This is a genomic window from Rathayibacter sp. AY2B7, assembly GCF_002931635.1.
Taxonomy (GTDB): domain Bacteria; phylum Actinomycetota; class Actinomycetes; order Actinomycetales; family Microbacteriaceae; genus Rathayibacter.
Genome location: NZ_PSUC01000087.1, coordinates 1 through 16,203 on the forward strand (window position 1 = coordinate 1; position 16,203 = coordinate 16,203).

Here is a 16,203-nt window from a genome sequence, read left to right on the forward strand (position 1 = left end):
GCGGTGACGGTGAAGTCGGAGGTTCCGGGTTCTGCGGGCGTGCCCGTCACGAGCCCCTCGGGAGTCAGGGTCAGTCCGGGCGGGAGCGTCCCGCTGGCGAGGGTGTGGTCCGCGAGGCGCGCATCCCCTCCGAAGGCGAAGGAGAACGGAGTGCCGACCGTCGCCGTGGGAGGCGCGGCAGCCGTGAGGACGGGACGGGTCCCGGTGGCGAGGGTGAAGCCGTAGCCGGCGTCGATCGAGGTGACCCCCTTCAGCCCTGCGGGAACCGTGGACTGGCCGACGGTGTCGTCGCCCCAGGCGGCGACGGTGCCGTCCTCGCGGAGCGCCACGCTGTGCCCGTACCCGGCGGCGACCGCGACGACACCGGTCAGCCCGGCGGGGACGTCGCTCTCTCCGTCCCTGTCGCTCCCCTCGGCGACGACGCTGCCGTCGGCGCGGACGGCGAGGTCGTGGGTCCGTCCCGCCGCGACCGCGACGATGTCGGAGTAGCCCGCGAAGATGTCGTCGGGGCCGTCGTAGCCCCAGCTCACGACGCTGCCGTCGCTCGTGACGGCGAGGGTGTGGAAGGACGCGGCGGAGATCGCCACGACGTCGTCCAGACCGGGAGGCGCCTCCAGCACTCGCCCCTGGTCGTATCCCCAGATCGCCACTGTCCCGTCGTCGCGGAGCGCGACGCTGTGGGTGCCGCTCGAGTCGATCGCGGTGACGCCGCTCAGCCCCGCCGGCGGCTCGGTGTACCGGTCCTCCGGGGGGAAGAGCGGCGCGACGGTGCCGTCCTCGAGAAGCGCCAGGTAGGGGGAGACGGCCGCGACGCCGCGGAGGTCGTCCGCCGGGAAGGGGCCGCCCTCGAGGTTGTCACCCCAGACGGCCACTGTGCCGTCGCTCCTCGCCGCGACGCCGTAGTACTGGCCGGCCGCGATAGAGACGGCGTCGGTCAGATCCTCGGGGGCGCTCGCCCGACCGTCCTCGTCGTATCCCCAGCCCACGACGCGCCCACCCGCGACAGGATTGTCGGCCGCATGAGCCGCGGCCGCGGTGCCGGCGAGCGGCCCGTCGAGGGCGGCGAGGCCGGTCCCGAGGAGGAGGGCGCCGGTGAGGAGCGCGAGCGGGCGGACAGTGCTTCGGAGGCGCATGGGGTTCTTCCGGTCGGGTCGGCCGTCGTCGGCCGCCCTGCGACCGTGACAGCTGCGAGCGCCGTGGGCAACGCCCTCTTCCGGCTACGTCCGGAAGAGGGCGCCCGGGTGGACGTCCTACGTCGGCCCCGCTCGCCTGGTCCTGTTCACAACGGAGGAAGGATGAGGCTCCGGCGCCCCTTCCGCGCGGATCGCGGGGTCCTGGAGCAGATCCATCCTTCGTTGTGAACACCGTCTGGACGAGGTCCTGCGTCGGCGATGCTCCGAAGCCCGGCTTCGACCTCGCGCCGCAGGGGAGGCTGCCGGCGGCGCACGCGATCGTCACCGCCGACCTCGAAGCGGCTGAGCGCCGGGGAGGCGTCCCCCTGCAGTCCGGCGACGCGCTCGTCGTCCGCAGCGGGTGGGGCTTCTCCTGGGACTCGGAGGAGCAGGCCCCCGGCAGGACCGTCGACGCCGTGACCTGGATGCACGAGCGGGGCGTGGCGCTCCACGCGGGGGACGTCGGCGACAGCTTCCCCCCTCACGATCCCGAGATGCCGATGCCGATGCACAGGGTCGCGCTCGCACGGCTGGGCATGCCCCTCATCGACAGCGCGGACGTGGAGCAGCTCGCCGTGGTCTGCGCCGAGCTGTCCCGCTGGTCGTTCCTGCTCAGCGTGGCCCCACCGCACCTGCTCGGGCTCACCGGCGTTCCGGTCACTCCGATCGCCGTCTTCTGACGTGCGCCGCCGCCGCTCCGCGGATCGCCGCCGAGGACCCGCCGCTCGCCGCTCAGCGGCTGAGGAGGGCGACGAGGTCGGTCGCGATGCGGTGCTCGACGTCGGCCGGGACGGGCTGTACGGCGGCGTCGAGGTCCGCGGTGACGACATCGGCGAGGCTCCGGGCCTGCAGGGTCAGGCCGAGGTCCATCGCCTGGATCGGGTTGCCGCCGGCGGCGGTGAGGTTGATCATCCGGCCGTTCTCGAGGCGGACGATCTGCTTGCCGTTCTTCAGGCGGATGCCCTGCCGGCGCTGTCCGTCGGCGAACTCGGTGGTCGACTCCGTGGCGGCCGCGAGGGCGTCCTCGTCGATCTCCCACGGGAAGTGGCCGACGCCCGCGATCACGGCGCCGTCGGCGAACGCGTCGATCTCCGCGGCGCCGATGACGCCGGGTGCGCCGGTGGCGGTGAAGACGAACTGCGCGTCCGAGAGGACGTCGGCGACGGGTCCGACACGGTGGCCGCGGAGGATCGCCTGCAGCGAGCGGATCGGGTCGACGTCGGCGACGGAGACCCGCGCTCCGAGCTGCGCGAGGGTGTCGGCGACTCCGCGTCCGCACGGGCCGTAGCCGATGACCGCGGCGCGGGTGCCCGGGATCATGAGGTTCGTGGCGTTCATGAAGCCCTGGACGACGCTCTGGCCGACCCCGTACTCGTTCTCGACGATCAGCTTGAGGGGGGAGTCGTTGATGACGACGACCGGTCGCGGGAGGGTCGCGCTGTTCTCCCGCAGGCGGATGCCGCCGGTGGTGGTCTCCTCGGTGCCGCCGAGGTAGTGGTCCGGGACGCCCGAATTGATGAGGCGGAGGGTGAGGTCGGCGCCGTTGTCGAGGGTGAGGTCGGGGTCGTGCTCGAGCACCTTCTCGATGTTGCGGAGGTGCTCCGCCTCGCCGTCGCTCTGCTTCGTGTGGACGTGCACGCCGAGGGCGCGGAGGTCGTCGGCGACGTCGTCCTTCGTGGTTCCGGGCGAGCCCGTCAGGGCGATGTCCATCCCGGCCTCGACGAGGAGCGAGACGAGGGCGGCGGTCTTGGGCTCGACGTGGAGGCAGATCGCCAGCTTCTTCCCGGAGAGCACCGGAGCGAGCTCCCGGACCGCCTGCGCGGTGAGGGGCATGTGGTCGAGAGCCCAGCGGCTCGCCGGGTGGGAGAGGGAGGAGGTCATGGCGGGTCCTGTCTGAGTGGCTACGTGGGGCGTCGAGTGGGGGCGTCGTGTTGTCGGCGGCGCGGGAGTCGCGTCAGGGCGCTCGGCCCCGGCGGGCTGCCGCCGCGCCAGGCGTCCCGCGTGCGTCGAGTGCGCTGCCCGGTACGGAAGGTCCTGAGGAGGCCGATCGCCGGGGACGGCCGCGAGAGGCAGCACTCGCTTGCCCTCTGCGAGATGGAGCCTGAGGTGCATCTCCTCACGCTGGGCCGAGGTCGGCACGGCGCGGATCGTCATCGGTGAGGACACCAGCCCAGTCTGTCGACCCGGACGAGCCCTCGCTCGGATGATCGTGCCCGGCGGCGGTACCCCGGGAGGGGGCGACCTGTCGTGCGGTGACATCCCGCGCGGACCGACAGGCGCGCCGCGTCCGCTCACCCTCCGGTGACTGGGCGAGGGGCGTCGAAGAAGAGGTAGGACACGAAGTGGATCGCAACGGTGGCGGCGATGCCGGCGGCGGGCGTGATCCAGAAGCTCCTCAGGGGGGCGGAGAGGCGACGGACGACGATGAACGAGACGACGGGAGTCATGACGACGAGCACCCACGGAGCGAAGGCCGCCCATTGGACGGCCCGCCCGAGCGTCGACAGGTCGGACCACTCATCGACGGCCGGATAGTTCTCGGAGGCGTAGCTCAACAGTCCGAACGGGACCAGGTTGACGGCGACCACGAGGTGGACCAACGCGAGCACTCCGATCCGGAGGCGTGCACGAGCGAGGTCCAGTGCGCGAGTCGAGGAGGTCACGGGCGAAGGCTATCGGCGTCGCCGGGAGCGCAGAAGGAGCGGTGGTCCTCGCTTTCGGCGGTCGCTGCGCTACAGCCGCGCGAAGAATCCAAGGCCCCCAAGGCGAGGGCGGCGCTGGTGAGCGCCACCGCTACCCTGACGCCATGCGCCGCAGCCTCGACGACCCTCTTCGGAACCGCGTCCGCACCGGCTCTCCGTCCGTCGCGTCCGCCTGATGGAGCGGCGACGGACGGACCGCTCGGAGCCGGTTCGCGAGTTCCGGCCCTCGAGGGCCCGGCAGAAGAACGAGTCGCGACGGCTGAGGCCCGTCGCCGTCCTCCCCGCGCTGGTCCTGCTGGCGGGGAGCGTCTGGGGAGTCGTGATCGCCGACGACCGCGGTGCCGCGCTGGCCGTCTACCTCGGGCTGTTCGGGTTCGCCACCGTGGTGGCTCTGGTGATCGTCGGAGTGCTGGCGCTCCGCAACCGGCGGTTCCTCGCCACCGCGTCCCTCCGGATCTCGGACCGGACGATCGAGTGCACGGACGCTCGAGGCAGGGTCGTGACCTTCGACCGCGCTGACCCATCGGTGAAGGCGCTGCTCGCCTGGGTGCCCGCCGGCCCCAACAGTGAGGGGATCAACCTGCCCCCGTCGCTCATCCTGTTCCTGTCGGACGGGAGCCGGTCGCTCCGGCTCCGCGGGGCGGACTGGGAGATCGAGGATCTGCGAGCCGTCGTCGCCGCCGTGACGACGCCGCTCCTGCCGGCGGCGCGTGGAGTGCACACCGATAGCCGGAGCGTGTGGGCGCACCTGACCGGAGCCGCTCGCCGGCGGGAGATCGAGGCGCCGCCCGCCCCGGAGAAGACGCTCAGCCCCTCCGAGATCAACGAGCTGATCCCCGGCACGATGAGCTTCCGCGAGACCCGTCCGCTGACGTTCGCCCTCCTGATCGGGTTCGGCTCGGTGGCTCTCGTGCTGGGCGTCGTCGTCGGAGTCGCCTTCGTGGTGGTGCCCGGGTAGCGGAGGAAGACGGCAGTCGCGCCGTGGACCGCTGGGCGGGAGACGCGGGCGACAGGCCCACGCCCCCGACCGGCGACCCCGCCGGGGCGATCCTGCCCGCGCCCTAGGCTCCACGCATGACACTCACCCAGGACTCCGGTTGGATCTGGTTCGGACTCGCGATCGTCACCGCCGGTCTCGCCGAGCAGAAGGGCCGCTCGCGCTGGCGCTGGTTCGTGCTGGGGCTGCTGCTCGGGCCGATCGCGACGGCCCTCGTCGTGCTGTGGGCGCGTCCCGAGGGCGGAGTCGCGACGGACGTGCGCTGGAACTTCGCGATCGGCGCCGGCGTCGCCGCGGCGGCGCTCGTCCTCGTCGCCGTGACCTCGGCCCTCTGGCTGCTTCTCATCCCGGCGGCGATCGCGGCGCTCGCCGCCGGTCTGCTCGCCTGGCTGAGCCGCCGCGTCCCCTACGAGCACCTGCCCCGCTGACGACCGCCGCCTGGTCGAGCCTCGGAACTCGAGATCTCGCGGTCCGCAGCGTCCCGAAAGACATGCCCGATGACAAGCCTCGGTGACAGGGCCTCTCGCGGGACGTCCGAACGGCTGATCCGCCGAGGATCGCGTGAACCTGAGTCGCCTCCCGTCTAGCGGAGACGGGAGCTCTCACCGTCGAGGTCGATGAGGTCCTGTCCGCCACTGGCCGCCGCCCCACCCAGCCGCACGTCCCCCTCCGGATACGCGTCGTGCGAGAAGCGCAGCCGCACGCCCTCCGCCTCCACCCGCTCGAGAACCTCGGACGTCCGCTCGTGCGCCCGTGCGTCGTCGCTGATGAACCGCGGCAGTCGGCGCAGGCGCGAGGACCAGCCGAGGAACTCGCGCCCCCACGCCGCGTCGCCGGCGACCAGCACGCGCCCCTCGACGAGCACCCCCAGGTGACCGCGTGCGTGCCCCGGCAGCGGCACCACGAGCAGCGACCCGTCGCCGAACAGGTCGAATCCGGTCAGCCCCTTGATCGTCGTCGCGGGCTGCTCGTCCGCCACGATCCCGGCCGCGAACCACGGCGGCAGCAGCGCGCGGAAGATCCCCTCGCGCACCCGGTTCCGCCGCACGGAGGCGACCTGGCCCGAGGACAGCACGAACGTCGCGTCCGGGAACCAGCGCACGCCGCCCACGTGGTCCGGGTGCAGGTGCGTGAGCACCACGAACTCCACGTCGGCCGGGGTCAGGCCGAGGGCGAGCAGCCGCTGGTCGACGGTCTCGTCGTCCGGCACCGTCGCGGGCAGGATCCGCTCGTACAGCCGTCCGACGAGGCCTGTCCCGCGGAACGTCGGCGGGTAGCCCGTGTCCACGAGCACCCGCCGGCCGCTCGCGTGCGTGTAGAGGAAGACGTTCGAGGGGAAGACGCGGCGGGGGAGCCCCTTCCCGCGGAACACCCGGGACAGCGGGAAGACGGTGCTCCCGCACGTCATCACCTGCAGCGACGACTCAGCCACGCGTCCTCCTCAGGTGCTCGCCGACCCGGCGGATGCCCTCGGCCAGCGGCACGGTCGGCTCGTAGCCGAGCTCGGTCCGCGCCCGCGAGATGTCGAGGGTCTGCGCGTAGGCGAGGGTCGCCACGGTGTAGCGGGTGAACGGCGGCTCGCGGCCGGGCAGCAGCCGGTAGACCCGCTCCAGGATCTCGGCGAGCGCGGTCAGCACGCGCAGGTCCACGCGGATGAAGCGCGGCTCCTCGCCCATCGCGGCGAAGAAGCGCTCGAGGAGGTCGCCGAGCGGAGCGGGCTCGCCGTTGGTGATGTTGTAGACGCCGCCGTCGGCCACGGGAGCGTCGGCCGCGAGGACCAGCGCGTGCGCGGCGTTCTCGACGCAGGTGATGTCGACGGGGTTCCGGCCGCCGTCGAAGAGGGGGATGCCGCGGCGGCGACTGGCCGCGACGAAGCGGGGGAGGAGGCTGGGGTCGCCGACGCCGATCAGGCCGCGGGGGCGCAGGATCACGAGCTCGGGGATCCGGCCGGCGCGGTGCGCCTCCTGCAGCAGCCGCTCCGCCTCGATCTTGCTGCGGATGTAGAGGCTCATCCGGCTGCCGGTGTCGACCTCCTCCTCCCGCACCAGGTACTGGTGGCGCCGGGCGGAGTAGATGCTCGGCGACGAGACGAAGACGAACCGGCGGATGCCGCAGCGCTCCGCGAGGGCGACCATCGACTCCGTGCCCGCCACGTTCGCGCGCTCGAACTCGCTCCACGTGCCCCACGGGCTCGAGAGGGCGGCGGCGTGCACGAGCACGTCGGCCTCGACGGTCATCGCTCCCAGCTCGGCGAGGTCGGCGCGGAGGACCGTGGCGCCCTCCTCCTCCAGCCGCGCCAGCGCCTCGGGGGCGCGACCGGTGGCGAGCACGTCGTCGCCCGCGGCCAGGAACTCGCGCACCGCGTAGCCGCCGAGGAAGCCCGTCGCCCCGGTGATCAGGACGCGGCGCTCAGCGGACATCGACGACCTCCAGCCCGCGCTTGCGGCCCCAGTACCAGAGCAGGATCCCGAGGTACCCGAGCGCCTTGCCCTTCCGGATCGACATCAGCACGACCGCGTCCTTGTCGAGCAGCGCCTCACTCCGCCCGATCACCTGGCAGACCTTGAGGTGCAGCTCCAGGTCCTCGTCGGTGTCGTCGATGCTCGAGCGCGGGAAGCCGTCGACCTGGAGGTACAGCGCGGCGTCGATCGCGAGGTTGCAGCCGGCGGCCATGAACATCCGGTACCGCTGGCCGGGGCGGCGGTAGAAGACGGCCGGCGCGTGCTCCATCAGGCGGATCAGCGCGGTGCCGAGCACGCCGTCGTACCAGCGGTAGACGGCTTCGTCCCGCCGCGGGGACAGGCGGCCTCCGACGAAGCGGGCGCCGCCGCGGAGGTCGACCTTGAGGCGCGCCACCCAGTCGGCGCTCGGCAGGCAGTCGGCGTCGGTGCGGGCGACGGCCGTCGCGCCCTCGGCGATCGCGTGGCGGAAGCCGGTGTCGGAGGCGGCTCCCGTGCCCTTCTGCGCCTCGTCGATCACGGCGACCTGCCGCTCCCGGCACCGGCGGCGGAACTCCTCGATCACGGCGCGCGAGCTGTCGGTGCTGCCGTTGTCGACGAGCAGGAGGGTGAAGTCCGGATCGGTCTGGCGGGCGAGCGCGTCGAGGGCGCCGCCGAGCAGCTTCTCCTCGTCGAGGAAGGGCACGACCACCCAGAATCCGCGCGCGTCCATCCGTCCCCCGCTCCGGGACCATGGTGTCGGCGGGGGCCCGTGCCGTCAAACCGCGCCGAACAGTGCGCGCGGAGGTACAGAGGCGCGCTATACAGGGATTCGCTCCGCACGTCCCGGGGCAGGAAGGGGCCCGCGTGCCCGACCTCCTCCCGCTCCGCATCCTCGGCACGGGCGAAGCGCTGCCCGAGCGGATCGTCACGACCGCCGAGGTCGCCGCGCTCTGCGGCCTGCCCGCCGACGAGGCCGAGCGCCGCTCCGGCGTGCGCACCCGTCACTGGGTGGCCGACGACGAGGACCCGCTGGAGCTCGGCCTGCTCGCCGGCCGCCGGGCGCTCGCGGCGGCCGGGCTCGACACGGTCGACGTGGTGCTCAACGCCTCGGGCACGCAGCTGCAGGCGATCCCGGACGGAGGCGCGCTGCTCGCGGCGGGCCTCGGCCTCGACGACGTCTCGGCGTACAGCGTCGGCGCCACCTGCCTGTCGTTCCTCTTCGCTCTGCAGGAGGCGGGGTTCCTCCTCGCCACGGAGCGCGCCGACACCGTGCTCATCGTCTCGACCGACTGCGGCAGCCGCGGCATCGACCCGGGCCAGCCCGAGAGCGCCCTGCTCTTCGGCGACGCGGCCGCCGCCGTCGTGATCGGCCGCGCCGAGACTCCGGGCCAGGGCCTGGTCACCACGCACTTCCGCACCCGCCCGAGCGGTGTGCGCCACGCGGAGCTGCGCGGCTTCGGCTCGCGGATCCGCATCGAGGAGGCGCCCGACCGGCTCGCCGACTTCCGCTTCGACATGCAGGGCAAGGCGCTGCTCGTCGACGCATTGCGGCACTTCCCGGCGTTCCTCGAGGAGGTGCGGCCCGGCCTCTCGAGCGGGCTCCCCGGCATCGACCGCGTGGTCCCGCACCAGACCAGCGCCGCCGGGCTCGAGGGCATGGCCCGCCTCTGGGGTCGCGACCGGATGACGATCACGCTCGGCGAGGTCGGCAACACGATCGGCAGCGCGATCCCGCTGGCTCTGCACCGCTCTCGCGTGCAGCCGGGGGAGTCGGTGCTGCTGGTGGGCACGGGGGCGGGCACGCACTATGGCGCGGTGGTCCTGCAGGCGTGAGGGGCGGACGGCCCGGAGGCCCCGGTCGCACGGCCGCCGCGGAGCCGGTCGCGGCGCTGCTCGCCCTCGTCGGGACGATCGGAGGGGTGGTCTCCGTCGTCCTCGCCGCGCTCGGAGCCGCCGCGAGCGGGCTGGTCCTCGCGGGTTGCGCGAGCATGTACCGCAGCACGTTCCTCGAGGTGCACGACCCGCCGATCGACTGCCTCGCAGGACCCGCGTGGCCCTTCCTCCTGTGGTCGGCCCTCGTGGGCGTCGGTGCGCTGCTCGCCTGCTCCGCCCTCGTCATCGGCGCCTACCGGCCCCGCTGGTCGGTCCCGATCGCCGTCGCCCTGGCCGCTGCGACCGCGGTGTGCGCGCTGCTGACGCTCCCGACCGGCAGCGTCTAGCCGAGGAGCGACAGGGCCGAGAGCCCGAGGAGCGGGGCCGTCACCAGGAGGCAGATCCCGGCGGAGTGCCGGAACCCGTGGTCGGAGTCGCGCCCGCCGACCAGGCGGCTGAGCAGGCCCGTGACCAGCGGCGGGAGCAGGAACAGCAGCAGCCACGGAGCCAGGACGTCGGCGCTCGGCGCCGTCCAGTCCGGCTGGTCGTCGCGGTCCAGCGGAGGGAGCCGTACGAGGAAGAACGCGGCCGTCAGGACGAGGGACGGGAGGACGGACAGGCAGGTGAGCGTGATCGCGGTGAACCTCGCCCCGTCGTCCCGGGAGTACCGGGCGCGGTCGGGATCGGGTGCCGGACCCCGGTCGGTGTCCTCGTCCCAGCCCGGACTGCTGAAGCGGATGCGTCCCATCAGGCGATCATGCCGTCTCCCGGCGGAGCCCTCGACCCGCGGAGGAGGGGCCGGTCCAGCGGCCGGACGCCGGGGCGTCACGAGGTGCACGGCCGCAGGGCGGCCACGTCGGCGGTCAGTGCTGTCCACGGAGGGCGCCGGAACCGCCCGCCCCCTCGTCACCGCCCTGACCGCCGCGACGATCGAGGCCGCGGAGGAGCACGCCGCGCGCTCCCTCGGAGGCCGCCTCGCGACGCCCCTTGTGGCCGTCCTCGATGAGGCCGCGAACGTCTGCCGGTGGAAGGACCTCCCCGACCTGTACTCCCACTACGGCTCGCGCGGCATCCCGATCATGGCCGTGTTCCAGTCCTGGTCCCAGGGCGTCGGCGTGTTCGGCAAGGAGGGCATGCTCAAACTGTGGTCCGCCGCGAACGTGAAGCTGTACGCCGGCGGAGTCGCGGAAGACGAATTCCTGCGCACGCTCTCTGAGCTGATCGGCACCTACGACAAGGAGACGACCTCCGCCAGCTATAACAAGGGCGTCCGCTCCACCACCTCCGCACTGCGCCGAGAGAAGATCCTCGAAGTCGCGGACCTCACCAGCATGGGCCGCGGACGGGCGATCATGCTCTCCTCCGGCTCCCGCGCCGCCCTCGTCGACACGGTGCCCTGGTACAACGGGCCGAAGGAGCAGGTCGCCGCGATCAACGCCTCCATCGCCGCCCACGACGCCAGCAGCGGACCCGCGAACGCTGCACCCGTCTCGCCTGTCGTGACGGTGATGCCTCCGCTCGAGGATCAGCCTGCGGCGGACGTCGACGCGGAGCAGAACGCGACTCTCCGGGGCGAGCGATGATCGACGAGGATCTGTTCGGCGTCGACGTGGATCCCGTCACGCTGCACCCCGTCGAGGAGGAGGTGGACGAGGAGGAGGTGCCTGCGACGTACTTCGGATCTGCCGACGAGTGGGTCAGGAAGTTCCTCCGGCCCTCCTATCGACCTATCGGCGCCGGGTGACGGCCAAGGGCCAGGCCGCCGGCGACCGGTGGGCGGCTGAGTGGTGGAGCAGCGTCGAGGCGCTGACGCGCATCGAAGCCCTCTGGCGGATGTGGGAAGAGACTCGTACCAGTGCGGGCTCCCTGAGCGCCTACTGGATCAATCACCTCGACCCGCACATGCGAGTCCTGCTCTCGCCCAGCGGCCCGTTCGCGACGTCGACGGACGAGAACCGACCAGGCGGCATGTTGCCCTACACCGCGCCGCCGACCGGGATGTTCCCGCCGGATGCGCGGGGCTGATGTCAGCAGACAAGGAAGTACCTCAGCATGCGCTTCCGCTGAGGACTCCAGGCCACTCGTTGGTCCCGATACCGCGCTTCTTGATCCAGACCTTGGTTCCAACCTTCCGGCCTTCGGATGGCGCGCGGTAGAAACGAGCTGAACCAGAGCATCGGAGACTGCCTTCGTGCGCGCCACGATCTGGCGTGAAGACGGCGGGCAGGTATCGGCAGATTAGTACTAGAAGGTGCGCAGGCATCGTCTAGACGGGGTTGGCTGTGCGTTCGACGATGAGCATCTGCCAGGTCTCGCGGCACCGTTCTCGTCGAAGTCGACGACAGCGGATACCCGCCGACCTGAACCGGCCTGCATGCCTCCGCCCTTGCTTCGAAGGAACTCGACGATGACCACTCCTCCCACTGCTTCCACGACGATGCACCGCGCTGTCGCCGAGCCCCTCTCGGGCGTCCGCCTCGAGACCGCTGATGTGCCGACGCCCGCGGCGGGCCAGGTCCTCGTGCAGAGCGTCCTGGTCGGGATCTGCGGCTCCGACATCCACGCGATCGCCGGGCACCACCCGTTCCTCGCCTCGACCTACCTCCCGGGCCATGAGGCGACCGGTGTCGTCGCTGCGCTGGGCGAGGGGGTCGAGGGCGTCGAGGTCGGTCAGCGTGTGCTCCTCAAGCCCAACGTCGCCTGCGGCACGTGCCTGAACTGCCGCGCGGGGCGCTCGAACGCGTGTGAGCGGCTCTCCTGGATCGGCTGCGACCCGTCCGGGCACTGGGCCGGCGCGATGGCCGAGTACTTCGTCGCCCCCGCCGGTAACCTCTACGCCGTCCCCGACTCCGTCGACGACGAGACCGCCGCACTCGTCGAGTGCCTCGCCACGCCCGTCCACGCCGCCCGCATCGCGGGCGATCTCGCCGGAGCGCGCGTCGTCGTCCTCGGCGCCGGCACCATCGGTGTCCTCTGCGTCGTCGCCGCGTTGAACGCGGGTGCAGGCACCGTCGTCGCCACCGATCTCGACGAGGGCAAGCTCGCTCGCGCGACGCGCATCGGAGCGCACGGCGCGGTGAAGGCCTCGGACGCTGACGCGAACGAGCAGGTCGCCGCGGCCCTCGGCGGTCCGGCCGACGTCGTTCTGGACTGCGTCGCGAACGAGCGCTCCTACGCGCAGGCGGTGTCTCTGCTGCGCCGTGCCGGCACCCTCGTCGTCGTGGGCGTTCCCGCGCGCGACGCCGTGCTGCCGATGCCGATCATCCAGGACTTCGAGATCCGGGTGCAGGGGTGCGCTGCCTACACCGAGGCCGATGTCGAGACCGCGATCTCCATCGCCGTCGACGGCGGTCTGCCGACCGCCGAGGTCGTCTCGGGCCGGTACGCGCTCGAGGACATCTCCGAGGCGTTCGCCGCGGCCAACGCGGACAGCACCGGCAAGCTCCTCGTCTCGCCCCGCTCGTGACGGGAGGCGACGTCCTCGTCATCGGCGAGGCCCTCATCGATGTCGTCCTGGACCGGGACGGGACCGTCTCCGAACGGGTGGGCGGTTCGCCTTTGAACGTCGCCGTGGGCCTCGGCCGGCTCGGGCATCGGGTGCGGCTGCTCACCTCGATCGGGGACGACCCCCGGGGAGTGGCGATCCGCTCCCATCTCCTACAGTCCCACGTCGAGGTCGACCCTGCGGGTCGTCGCGACGGCGCGACGTCGACCGCGACCGCGACCATCACCGCTGACGGTTCGGCCGAGTACGACTTCGACCTGCGCTGGGACCTCCCCGAAGCGCCATCGACCTCGCAGAGGCTCCCTGCTGTCGTGCACACCGGCTCTCTCGGTGCGGTGCTCGCGCCGGGTGACGAGGTCGCGCTGCGCCTCGTGCGCGACGCGCGCGACGAGTCCCTGGTGTCGTTCGACCCCAACGTCCGCGCTGCTCTGATGCGCCCGCACGCGCAGCAGCTCGTCCGGACGGAGCGCTTCATCGCCGCATCCGACGTCGTCAAGCTCAGTGATGAGGACGCGGAGTGGCTGTACCCGGGCTCGTCCCTCGACGACGTCGCCGATCGTCTGCTCGCGTCCGGGCCCGAGCTCGTCGCGATCACACGGGGAGGTGCCGGCGCAGTCCTGCGCACCCGCCGCGAGCGAGTGGAGCAGACGGCGGATTCGACGGGCGTCGTCGACACGATCGGAGCGGGCGACTCCTTCATGGCCGGTCTTCTGCACGGACTCACCGCGCATCTGGACGCAGCCGGTCTGCAGCGGTTCCGGACGGGTGAGGTGCTGACAGGTGCCGCTCTCACGGCGCTCGGGGAGATCGCGCGGACGTGCGCCGCCATCACGGTGCGTCGGCGGGGCGCCGACCTGCCGTGGACACGGGACCTCGTCGGGACCTGATCGCCGGAGGAGCCCCGGCTCGGTCCGCCCTCGGGCCGGGTCACGCGCAGACGAAGAAGAGGGAGGAGCTGACGCTCCTCCCTCTTCTTCATGTCGGGTGTCGGAGAGTCACCCTTCGTCGGCGGCCCTCAGGAAGCCGGCGACGGTTTCAGCGGCTCCCTGCAGGAGCAGCGAGTCGAGCGCGTCGACGTAGGCGTCGACGAACCGCGGCTGGTCGATCAGATCGCCGAACACGTCGCGGTCGCGCAGGAACGAGAGCCGGTCCTCGTGCTGCTCGCGTGCCGCCTGGGTGAGCTGCTCGGCCAACCGGTCGACGACGACGATCGGCTCGCCGTCCTCGTCGAAGCCCTCCGCGTAGCGCGCCCAGCTCGCGACGATCCCCGCGGAGAGAACGATGCTGCCGCCGGTCTCGAGGTTCGCGAGGACGACGGGGAGCAGCCACTTCGGGATGCGGTCGCTGGACTCGGCGCACAGGCGTGCGAGGGTGTCGCGCACCTCCGGGTTCTGGAACCGCTCGATGAGCGTCGCCTTGTAGTCCTCCAGGTCGATGCCGGGGACCGGCGGGAGGGTCGGCGTGGCCTCGTCGTCCATGTAGGCGCGGAGGAACAGGGCGATGCGCGGGTCGGCGGTGGCCTCGTGCGCGAAGCGGTAGCCCATGAGGTAGCCGAAGTAGCACAGTCCCTGGTGGCTGGCGTTGAGCAGCCGGAGCTTCATCAGCTCGTACGGCTCGACGTCCTCGACGAGCTGCACTCCGGCGTCCTCGAACGGGGGCCGGCCGAGCGGGAAGTCGTCCTCGAGCACCCACTGGAAGAACGGCTCGGCGACGACCGGCCAGGAGTCGTCGATCCGGTGCACGTCCCGGACCTCGGTCCGGTCCTCGTCGCTGGTGACCGGGGTGATGCGGTCGACCATGCTGTTGGGGAAGTGCACGGCCTCGGTCATCCAGTCGGCGAGGTCGGAGTCGATGAGGCGGGCGTAGGCGGTGAACATCTTCTTGGCGACGTGGCCGTTGCCGGCGATGTTGTCGCAGGACATCACGGTGAAGGGCTCGATGCCTCGTTCTCGTCGGCGCTGCAGCGCGGCGCTGACGAGGCCGAAGACCGTCTGCGGCGCCCGCCCTTCGCCGGCCGCCTCGACGTCGGCCAGCACTGCGGGGTTCGTCTCGTCGAACTCGCCGGTGATGCGGTGGAAGTTGTAGCCGCCCTCCGTGACGGTGAGCGAGACGATGCGGGTGGAGGGGGAGGCCATCTTCTCGATGACCGCCTCCGGGTCGTCGACCGCGAGGAGGTACTCGATGATGCTGCCGATGACGCGCGCTTCGCGGGTGCCGTCGGGGTGCTTGAGCACGAGGGTGTAGAGGCCGTCCTGCGCGTCCATGACCTGCTTCATCCGGCGGTCCTGCTCGAGGACGCCGACGCCGCAGATCGCGAAGTCGCGGGCCTCGCCCTGCGCGAGGAGCCGGTCGATGACCATCGCCTGGTGGGCACGGTGGAATCCGCCCACCCCGAAGTGGACGATGCCGGCGGTCAGGCCGTGCCGGTCGTAGGTGGGGACGGGGACCTTCGGGTGCGCCCACTCGTCGGCGAGGGAGCGCAGCTCCTCGGCGCTCACTTGACCGCTCCCAGCGAGAGGCCCTGGACGAGCTTGTCCTGAGCGGCGAAGCCGGCGATGAGCACGGGCAGCGACACGGCGACGGCTGCGGCGCACACCTGGGCGAGGAACAGGCCCTGGCTGGTGACGAAGCTGGTCAGGAACACCGGGGCGGTGAAGGCCTTCGTGCTGGTCAGGACGCTCGCGAAGAGCAGCTCGTTCCAGCTGAAGATGAAGCAGATCAGCGCGGTCGAGGCGAGGCCCGGACCGGAGATCGGGACGATGATCCGGCGGAAGATCGAGATCAGGCTGGCGCCGTCGATCGCGGCGGCCTCGAGGATCTCGACGGGGATCTCGGAGAGGAACGAGCGCATCATCCACACGGCGATCGGCAGGTTCATCGAGGTGTAGAGCACGATGAGCAGCCCGATGCTGTCCAGCGCTCCGATCTGCTTGGCGATCAGGTAGATCGGCAGCAGGCCGGCGACCATCGGCAGCATCTTGGTGGAGAGGAAGAAGAACATGACGTCCGACCACTTCTTCACCGGCTTGATGCTGAGGGCGTAGGCGGCGGGCAGGGCGAGCAGGAGCACGAGGGCGGTGGAGACGACGCTGGCGGTGGCGCTGTTGATCAGCGGGGGCCAGGGGCTGGCGCCGGAGTTCGCGCCGAAGAAGTTCGCGTAGCCGTCGAGGGTGAGCGGGGCGAACAGCGACGGCGGGTTGGTCGCGGCGTCGGTCTCGCTGTGCAGGCTGGTGAGGATCATCCAGAGCACCGGGGTGACGAAGAGGAGCCCGATGACCCAGGCGAGCAGGCCCAGGAGGGAGTTCCCGACGCGGGTGCGGGTGCCGGACCCGGCGATGGTGAGCTCGGGGCGGGGCGCTTTGCGGCGCGTGATGATGGCGGTCATCGGTTCTCTTCTTTCAGGAGGGTGGAGATGCTGCGCAGCGCGAAGGTGGCGATCGCCATCGTTCCGATGAGGACGACGACGCCGGCGGCCGACGCCGCTCCGTAGTTCTGTGCCTGGAAGAACTGCTGG

At 71.9% G+C, this 16,203-nt stretch carries 19 protein-coding genes; 10 read left to right on the top strand and 9 right to left on the bottom strand.

What is annotated here, in order from left to right:
* Positions 1–1,133 (bottom strand): putative Ig domain-containing protein (locus tag C5C27_RS13130; protein ID WP_181133538.1); only part of this gene is annotated, 1,133 nt, incomplete at its 3' end.
* 224 nt (positions 1,134–1,357) lie between these two features.
* On the opposite strand from C5C27_RS13130, the gene C5C27_RS13135 reads away from it, so the two are divergent.
* On the top strand, positions 1,358–1,852 hold the full coding sequence (locus tag C5C27_RS13135) for a cyclase family protein (protein ID WP_104314610.1): 495 nt from the start codon (positions 1,358–1,360) through the stop codon (positions 1,850–1,852).
* A 52-nt stretch (positions 1,853–1,904) separates the two neighbouring features.
* On the opposite strand, the gene C5C27_RS13140 is transcribed toward C5C27_RS13135, so the two are convergent.
* Positions 1,905–3,053: an adenosylhomocysteinase gene (locus C5C27_RS13140; RefSeq protein ID WP_104314611.1), complete on the bottom strand. Its 1,149-nt coding sequence runs from the start codon at positions 3,051–3,053 to the stop codon at positions 1,905–1,907.
* A 410-nt stretch (positions 3,054–3,463) separates the two neighbouring features.
* Positions 3,464–3,835 (bottom strand): hypothetical protein, encoded by a 372-nt coding sequence (locus C5C27_RS13145; protein ID WP_104314612.1) that lies wholly within the window; start codon positions 3,833–3,835, stop codon positions 3,464–3,466.
* Between the two features lie 214 nt (positions 3,836–4,049).
* Between C5C27_RS13145 and C5C27_RS13150 the strand changes: the two genes are divergently transcribed.
* Both C5C27_RS13150 and C5C27_RS13155 read left to right on the top strand, forming a co-directional pair.
* On the top strand, positions 4,050–4,832 hold the full coding sequence (locus C5C27_RS13150) for a hypothetical protein (RefSeq protein ID WP_104314613.1): 783 nt from the start codon (positions 4,050–4,052) through the stop codon (positions 4,830–4,832).
* A 116-nt stretch (positions 4,833–4,948) separates the two neighbouring features.
* Positions 4,949–5,299, top strand: coding sequence for a hypothetical protein (locus tag C5C27_RS13155; protein ID WP_104226336.1), 351 nt, complete (start codon positions 4,949–4,951; stop codon positions 5,297–5,299).
* A 155-nt stretch (positions 5,300–5,454) separates the two neighbouring features.
* On the opposite strand, the gene C5C27_RS13160 is transcribed toward C5C27_RS13155, so the two are convergent.
* From C5C27_RS13160 to C5C27_RS13170, 3 genes are read right to left on the bottom strand one after another with little or no spacing between them, the layout of a single operon-like run.
* Entirely contained in the window at positions 5,455–6,303 is an 849-nt protein-coding gene (locus C5C27_RS13160; RefSeq protein WP_104314614.1) for an MBL fold metallo-hydrolase, read from the bottom strand.
* A complete protein-coding gene (locus C5C27_RS13165) occupies positions 6,296–7,291 on the bottom strand; it encodes an NAD(P)-dependent oxidoreductase (RefSeq protein ID WP_104314615.1) in 996 nt (331 codons plus the stop codon). The genes C5C27_RS13160 and C5C27_RS13165 overlap by 8 nt, the downstream gene beginning before the upstream one ends.
* A complete protein-coding gene (locus tag C5C27_RS13170) occupies positions 7,281–8,042 on the bottom strand; it encodes a glycosyltransferase family A protein (protein WP_104314616.1) in 762 nt (253 codons plus the stop codon). The genes C5C27_RS13165 and C5C27_RS13170 overlap by 11 nt, the downstream gene beginning before the upstream one ends.
* A gap of 134 nt (positions 8,043–8,176) precedes the next feature.
* On the opposite strand from C5C27_RS13170, the gene C5C27_RS13175 reads away from it, so the two are divergent.
* Positions 8,177–9,145: a 3-oxoacyl-ACP synthase III family protein gene (locus C5C27_RS13175; RefSeq protein ID WP_219813172.1), complete on the top strand. Its 969-nt coding sequence runs from the start codon at positions 8,177–8,179 to the stop codon at positions 9,143–9,145.
* A gap of 86 nt (positions 9,146–9,231) precedes the next feature.
* Positions 9,232–9,531: a hypothetical protein gene (locus C5C27_RS13180; RefSeq protein WP_146079689.1), complete on the top strand. Its 300-nt coding sequence runs from the start codon at positions 9,232–9,234 to the stop codon at positions 9,529–9,531.
* Here C5C27_RS13180 and C5C27_RS13185 read toward each other — a convergent pair.
* Positions 9,528–9,932 carry a hypothetical protein gene (locus tag C5C27_RS13185; RefSeq protein WP_104314619.1) on the bottom strand — a complete coding sequence of 135 codons (405 nt, stop codon included), beginning with the start codon at positions 9,930–9,932 and terminating at the stop codon, positions 9,528–9,530. The genes C5C27_RS13180 and C5C27_RS13185 overlap by 4 nt on opposite strands.
* A 118-nt stretch (positions 9,933–10,050) precedes the next feature.
* Here C5C27_RS13185 and C5C27_RS13190 point away from each other — a divergent pair, with 118 nt between their 5' ends.
* The 5 genes from C5C27_RS13190 (at position 10,051) to C5C27_RS13205 (ending at position 13,576) form a co-directional block, all read left to right on the top strand.
* Positions 10,051–10,767 carry a TraG/TraD/VirD4 family protein gene (locus C5C27_RS13190; protein WP_308471196.1) on the top strand — a complete coding sequence of 239 codons (717 nt, stop codon included), beginning with the start codon at positions 10,051–10,053 and terminating at the stop codon, positions 10,765–10,767.
* Positions 10,764–10,928 carry a hypothetical protein gene (locus tag C5C27_RS18115; RefSeq protein WP_181133539.1) on the top strand — a complete coding sequence of 55 codons (165 nt, stop codon included), beginning with the start codon at positions 10,764–10,766 and terminating at the stop codon, positions 10,926–10,928. Before C5C27_RS13190 ends, C5C27_RS18115 begins: the two co-directional genes overlap by 4 nt.
* Positions 10,925–11,209: a DUF4913 domain-containing protein gene (locus tag C5C27_RS13195; protein ID WP_219813173.1), complete on the top strand. Its 285-nt coding sequence runs from the start codon at positions 10,925–10,927 to the stop codon at positions 11,207–11,209. The genes C5C27_RS18115 and C5C27_RS13195 overlap by 4 nt, the downstream gene beginning before the upstream one ends.
* Before the next feature lie 382 nt (positions 11,210–11,591).
* Positions 11,592–12,650 carry a zinc-binding dehydrogenase gene (locus tag C5C27_RS13200; RefSeq protein WP_181133540.1) on the top strand — a complete coding sequence of 353 codons (1,059 nt, stop codon included), beginning with the start codon at positions 11,592–11,594 and terminating at the stop codon, positions 12,648–12,650.
* Positions 12,647–13,576, top strand: a complete 930-nt coding sequence (locus C5C27_RS13205) for a carbohydrate kinase (RefSeq protein ID WP_104314623.1) — start codon at positions 12,647–12,649, stop codon at positions 13,574–13,576. Before C5C27_RS13200 ends, C5C27_RS13205 begins: the two co-directional genes overlap by 4 nt.
* Before the next feature lie 108 nt (positions 13,577–13,684).
* Here C5C27_RS13205 and C5C27_RS13210 read toward each other — a convergent pair whose 3' ends face one another.
* Together C5C27_RS13210 and C5C27_RS13215 are read right to left on the bottom strand one after the other, a co-directional pair.
* Positions 13,685–15,187, bottom strand: coding sequence for a mannitol dehydrogenase family protein (locus C5C27_RS13210; RefSeq protein WP_258066743.1), 1,503 nt, complete (start codon positions 15,185–15,187; stop codon positions 13,685–13,687).
* Positions 15,184–16,074 (bottom strand): carbohydrate ABC transporter permease, encoded by an 891-nt coding sequence (locus C5C27_RS13215; RefSeq protein ID WP_104314624.1) that lies wholly within the window; start codon positions 16,072–16,074, stop codon positions 15,184–15,186. Before C5C27_RS13215 ends, C5C27_RS13210 begins: the two co-directional genes overlap by 4 nt.
* Positions 16,075–16,203 lie beyond the last annotated feature (129 nt).

Bases quoted from the DNA above. Each gene is read 5' to 3' on its own strand.
- C5C27_RS13170 (WP_104314616.1), bottom strand. From the start codon at position 8,042: ATGGACGCGCGCGGATTCTGGGTGGTCGTGCCCTTCCTCGACGAGGAG.
- C5C27_RS13150 (WP_104314613.1), top strand. From the start codon at position 4,050: ATGGAGCGGCGACGGACGGACCGCTCGGAGCCGGTTCGCGAGTTCCGG.
- C5C27_RS13215 (WP_104314624.1), bottom strand. From the start codon at position 16,074: ATGACCGCCATCATCACGCGCCGCAAAGCGCCCCGCCCCGAGCTCACC.
- C5C27_RS13185 (WP_104314619.1), bottom strand. From the start codon at position 9,932: ATGGGACGCATCCGCTTCAGCAGTCCGGGCTGGGACGAGGACACCGAC.
- C5C27_RS13140 (WP_104314611.1), bottom strand. From the start codon at position 3,053: ATGACCTCCTCCCTCTCCCACCCGGCGAGCCGCTGGGCTCTCGACCAC.
- C5C27_RS13200 (WP_181133540.1), top strand. From the start codon at position 11,592: ATGACCACTCCTCCCACTGCTTCCACGACGATGCACCGCGCTGTCGCC.
- C5C27_RS18115 (WP_181133539.1), top strand. From the start codon at position 10,764: ATGATCGACGAGGATCTGTTCGGCGTCGACGTGGATCCCGTCACGCTG.
- C5C27_RS13165 (WP_104314615.1), bottom strand. From the start codon at position 7,291: ATGTCCGCTGAGCGCCGCGTCCTGATCACCGGGGCGACGGGCTTCCTC.
- C5C27_RS13155 (WP_104226336.1), top strand. From the start codon at position 4,949: ATGACACTCACCCAGGACTCCGGTTGGATCTGGTTCGGACTCGCGATC.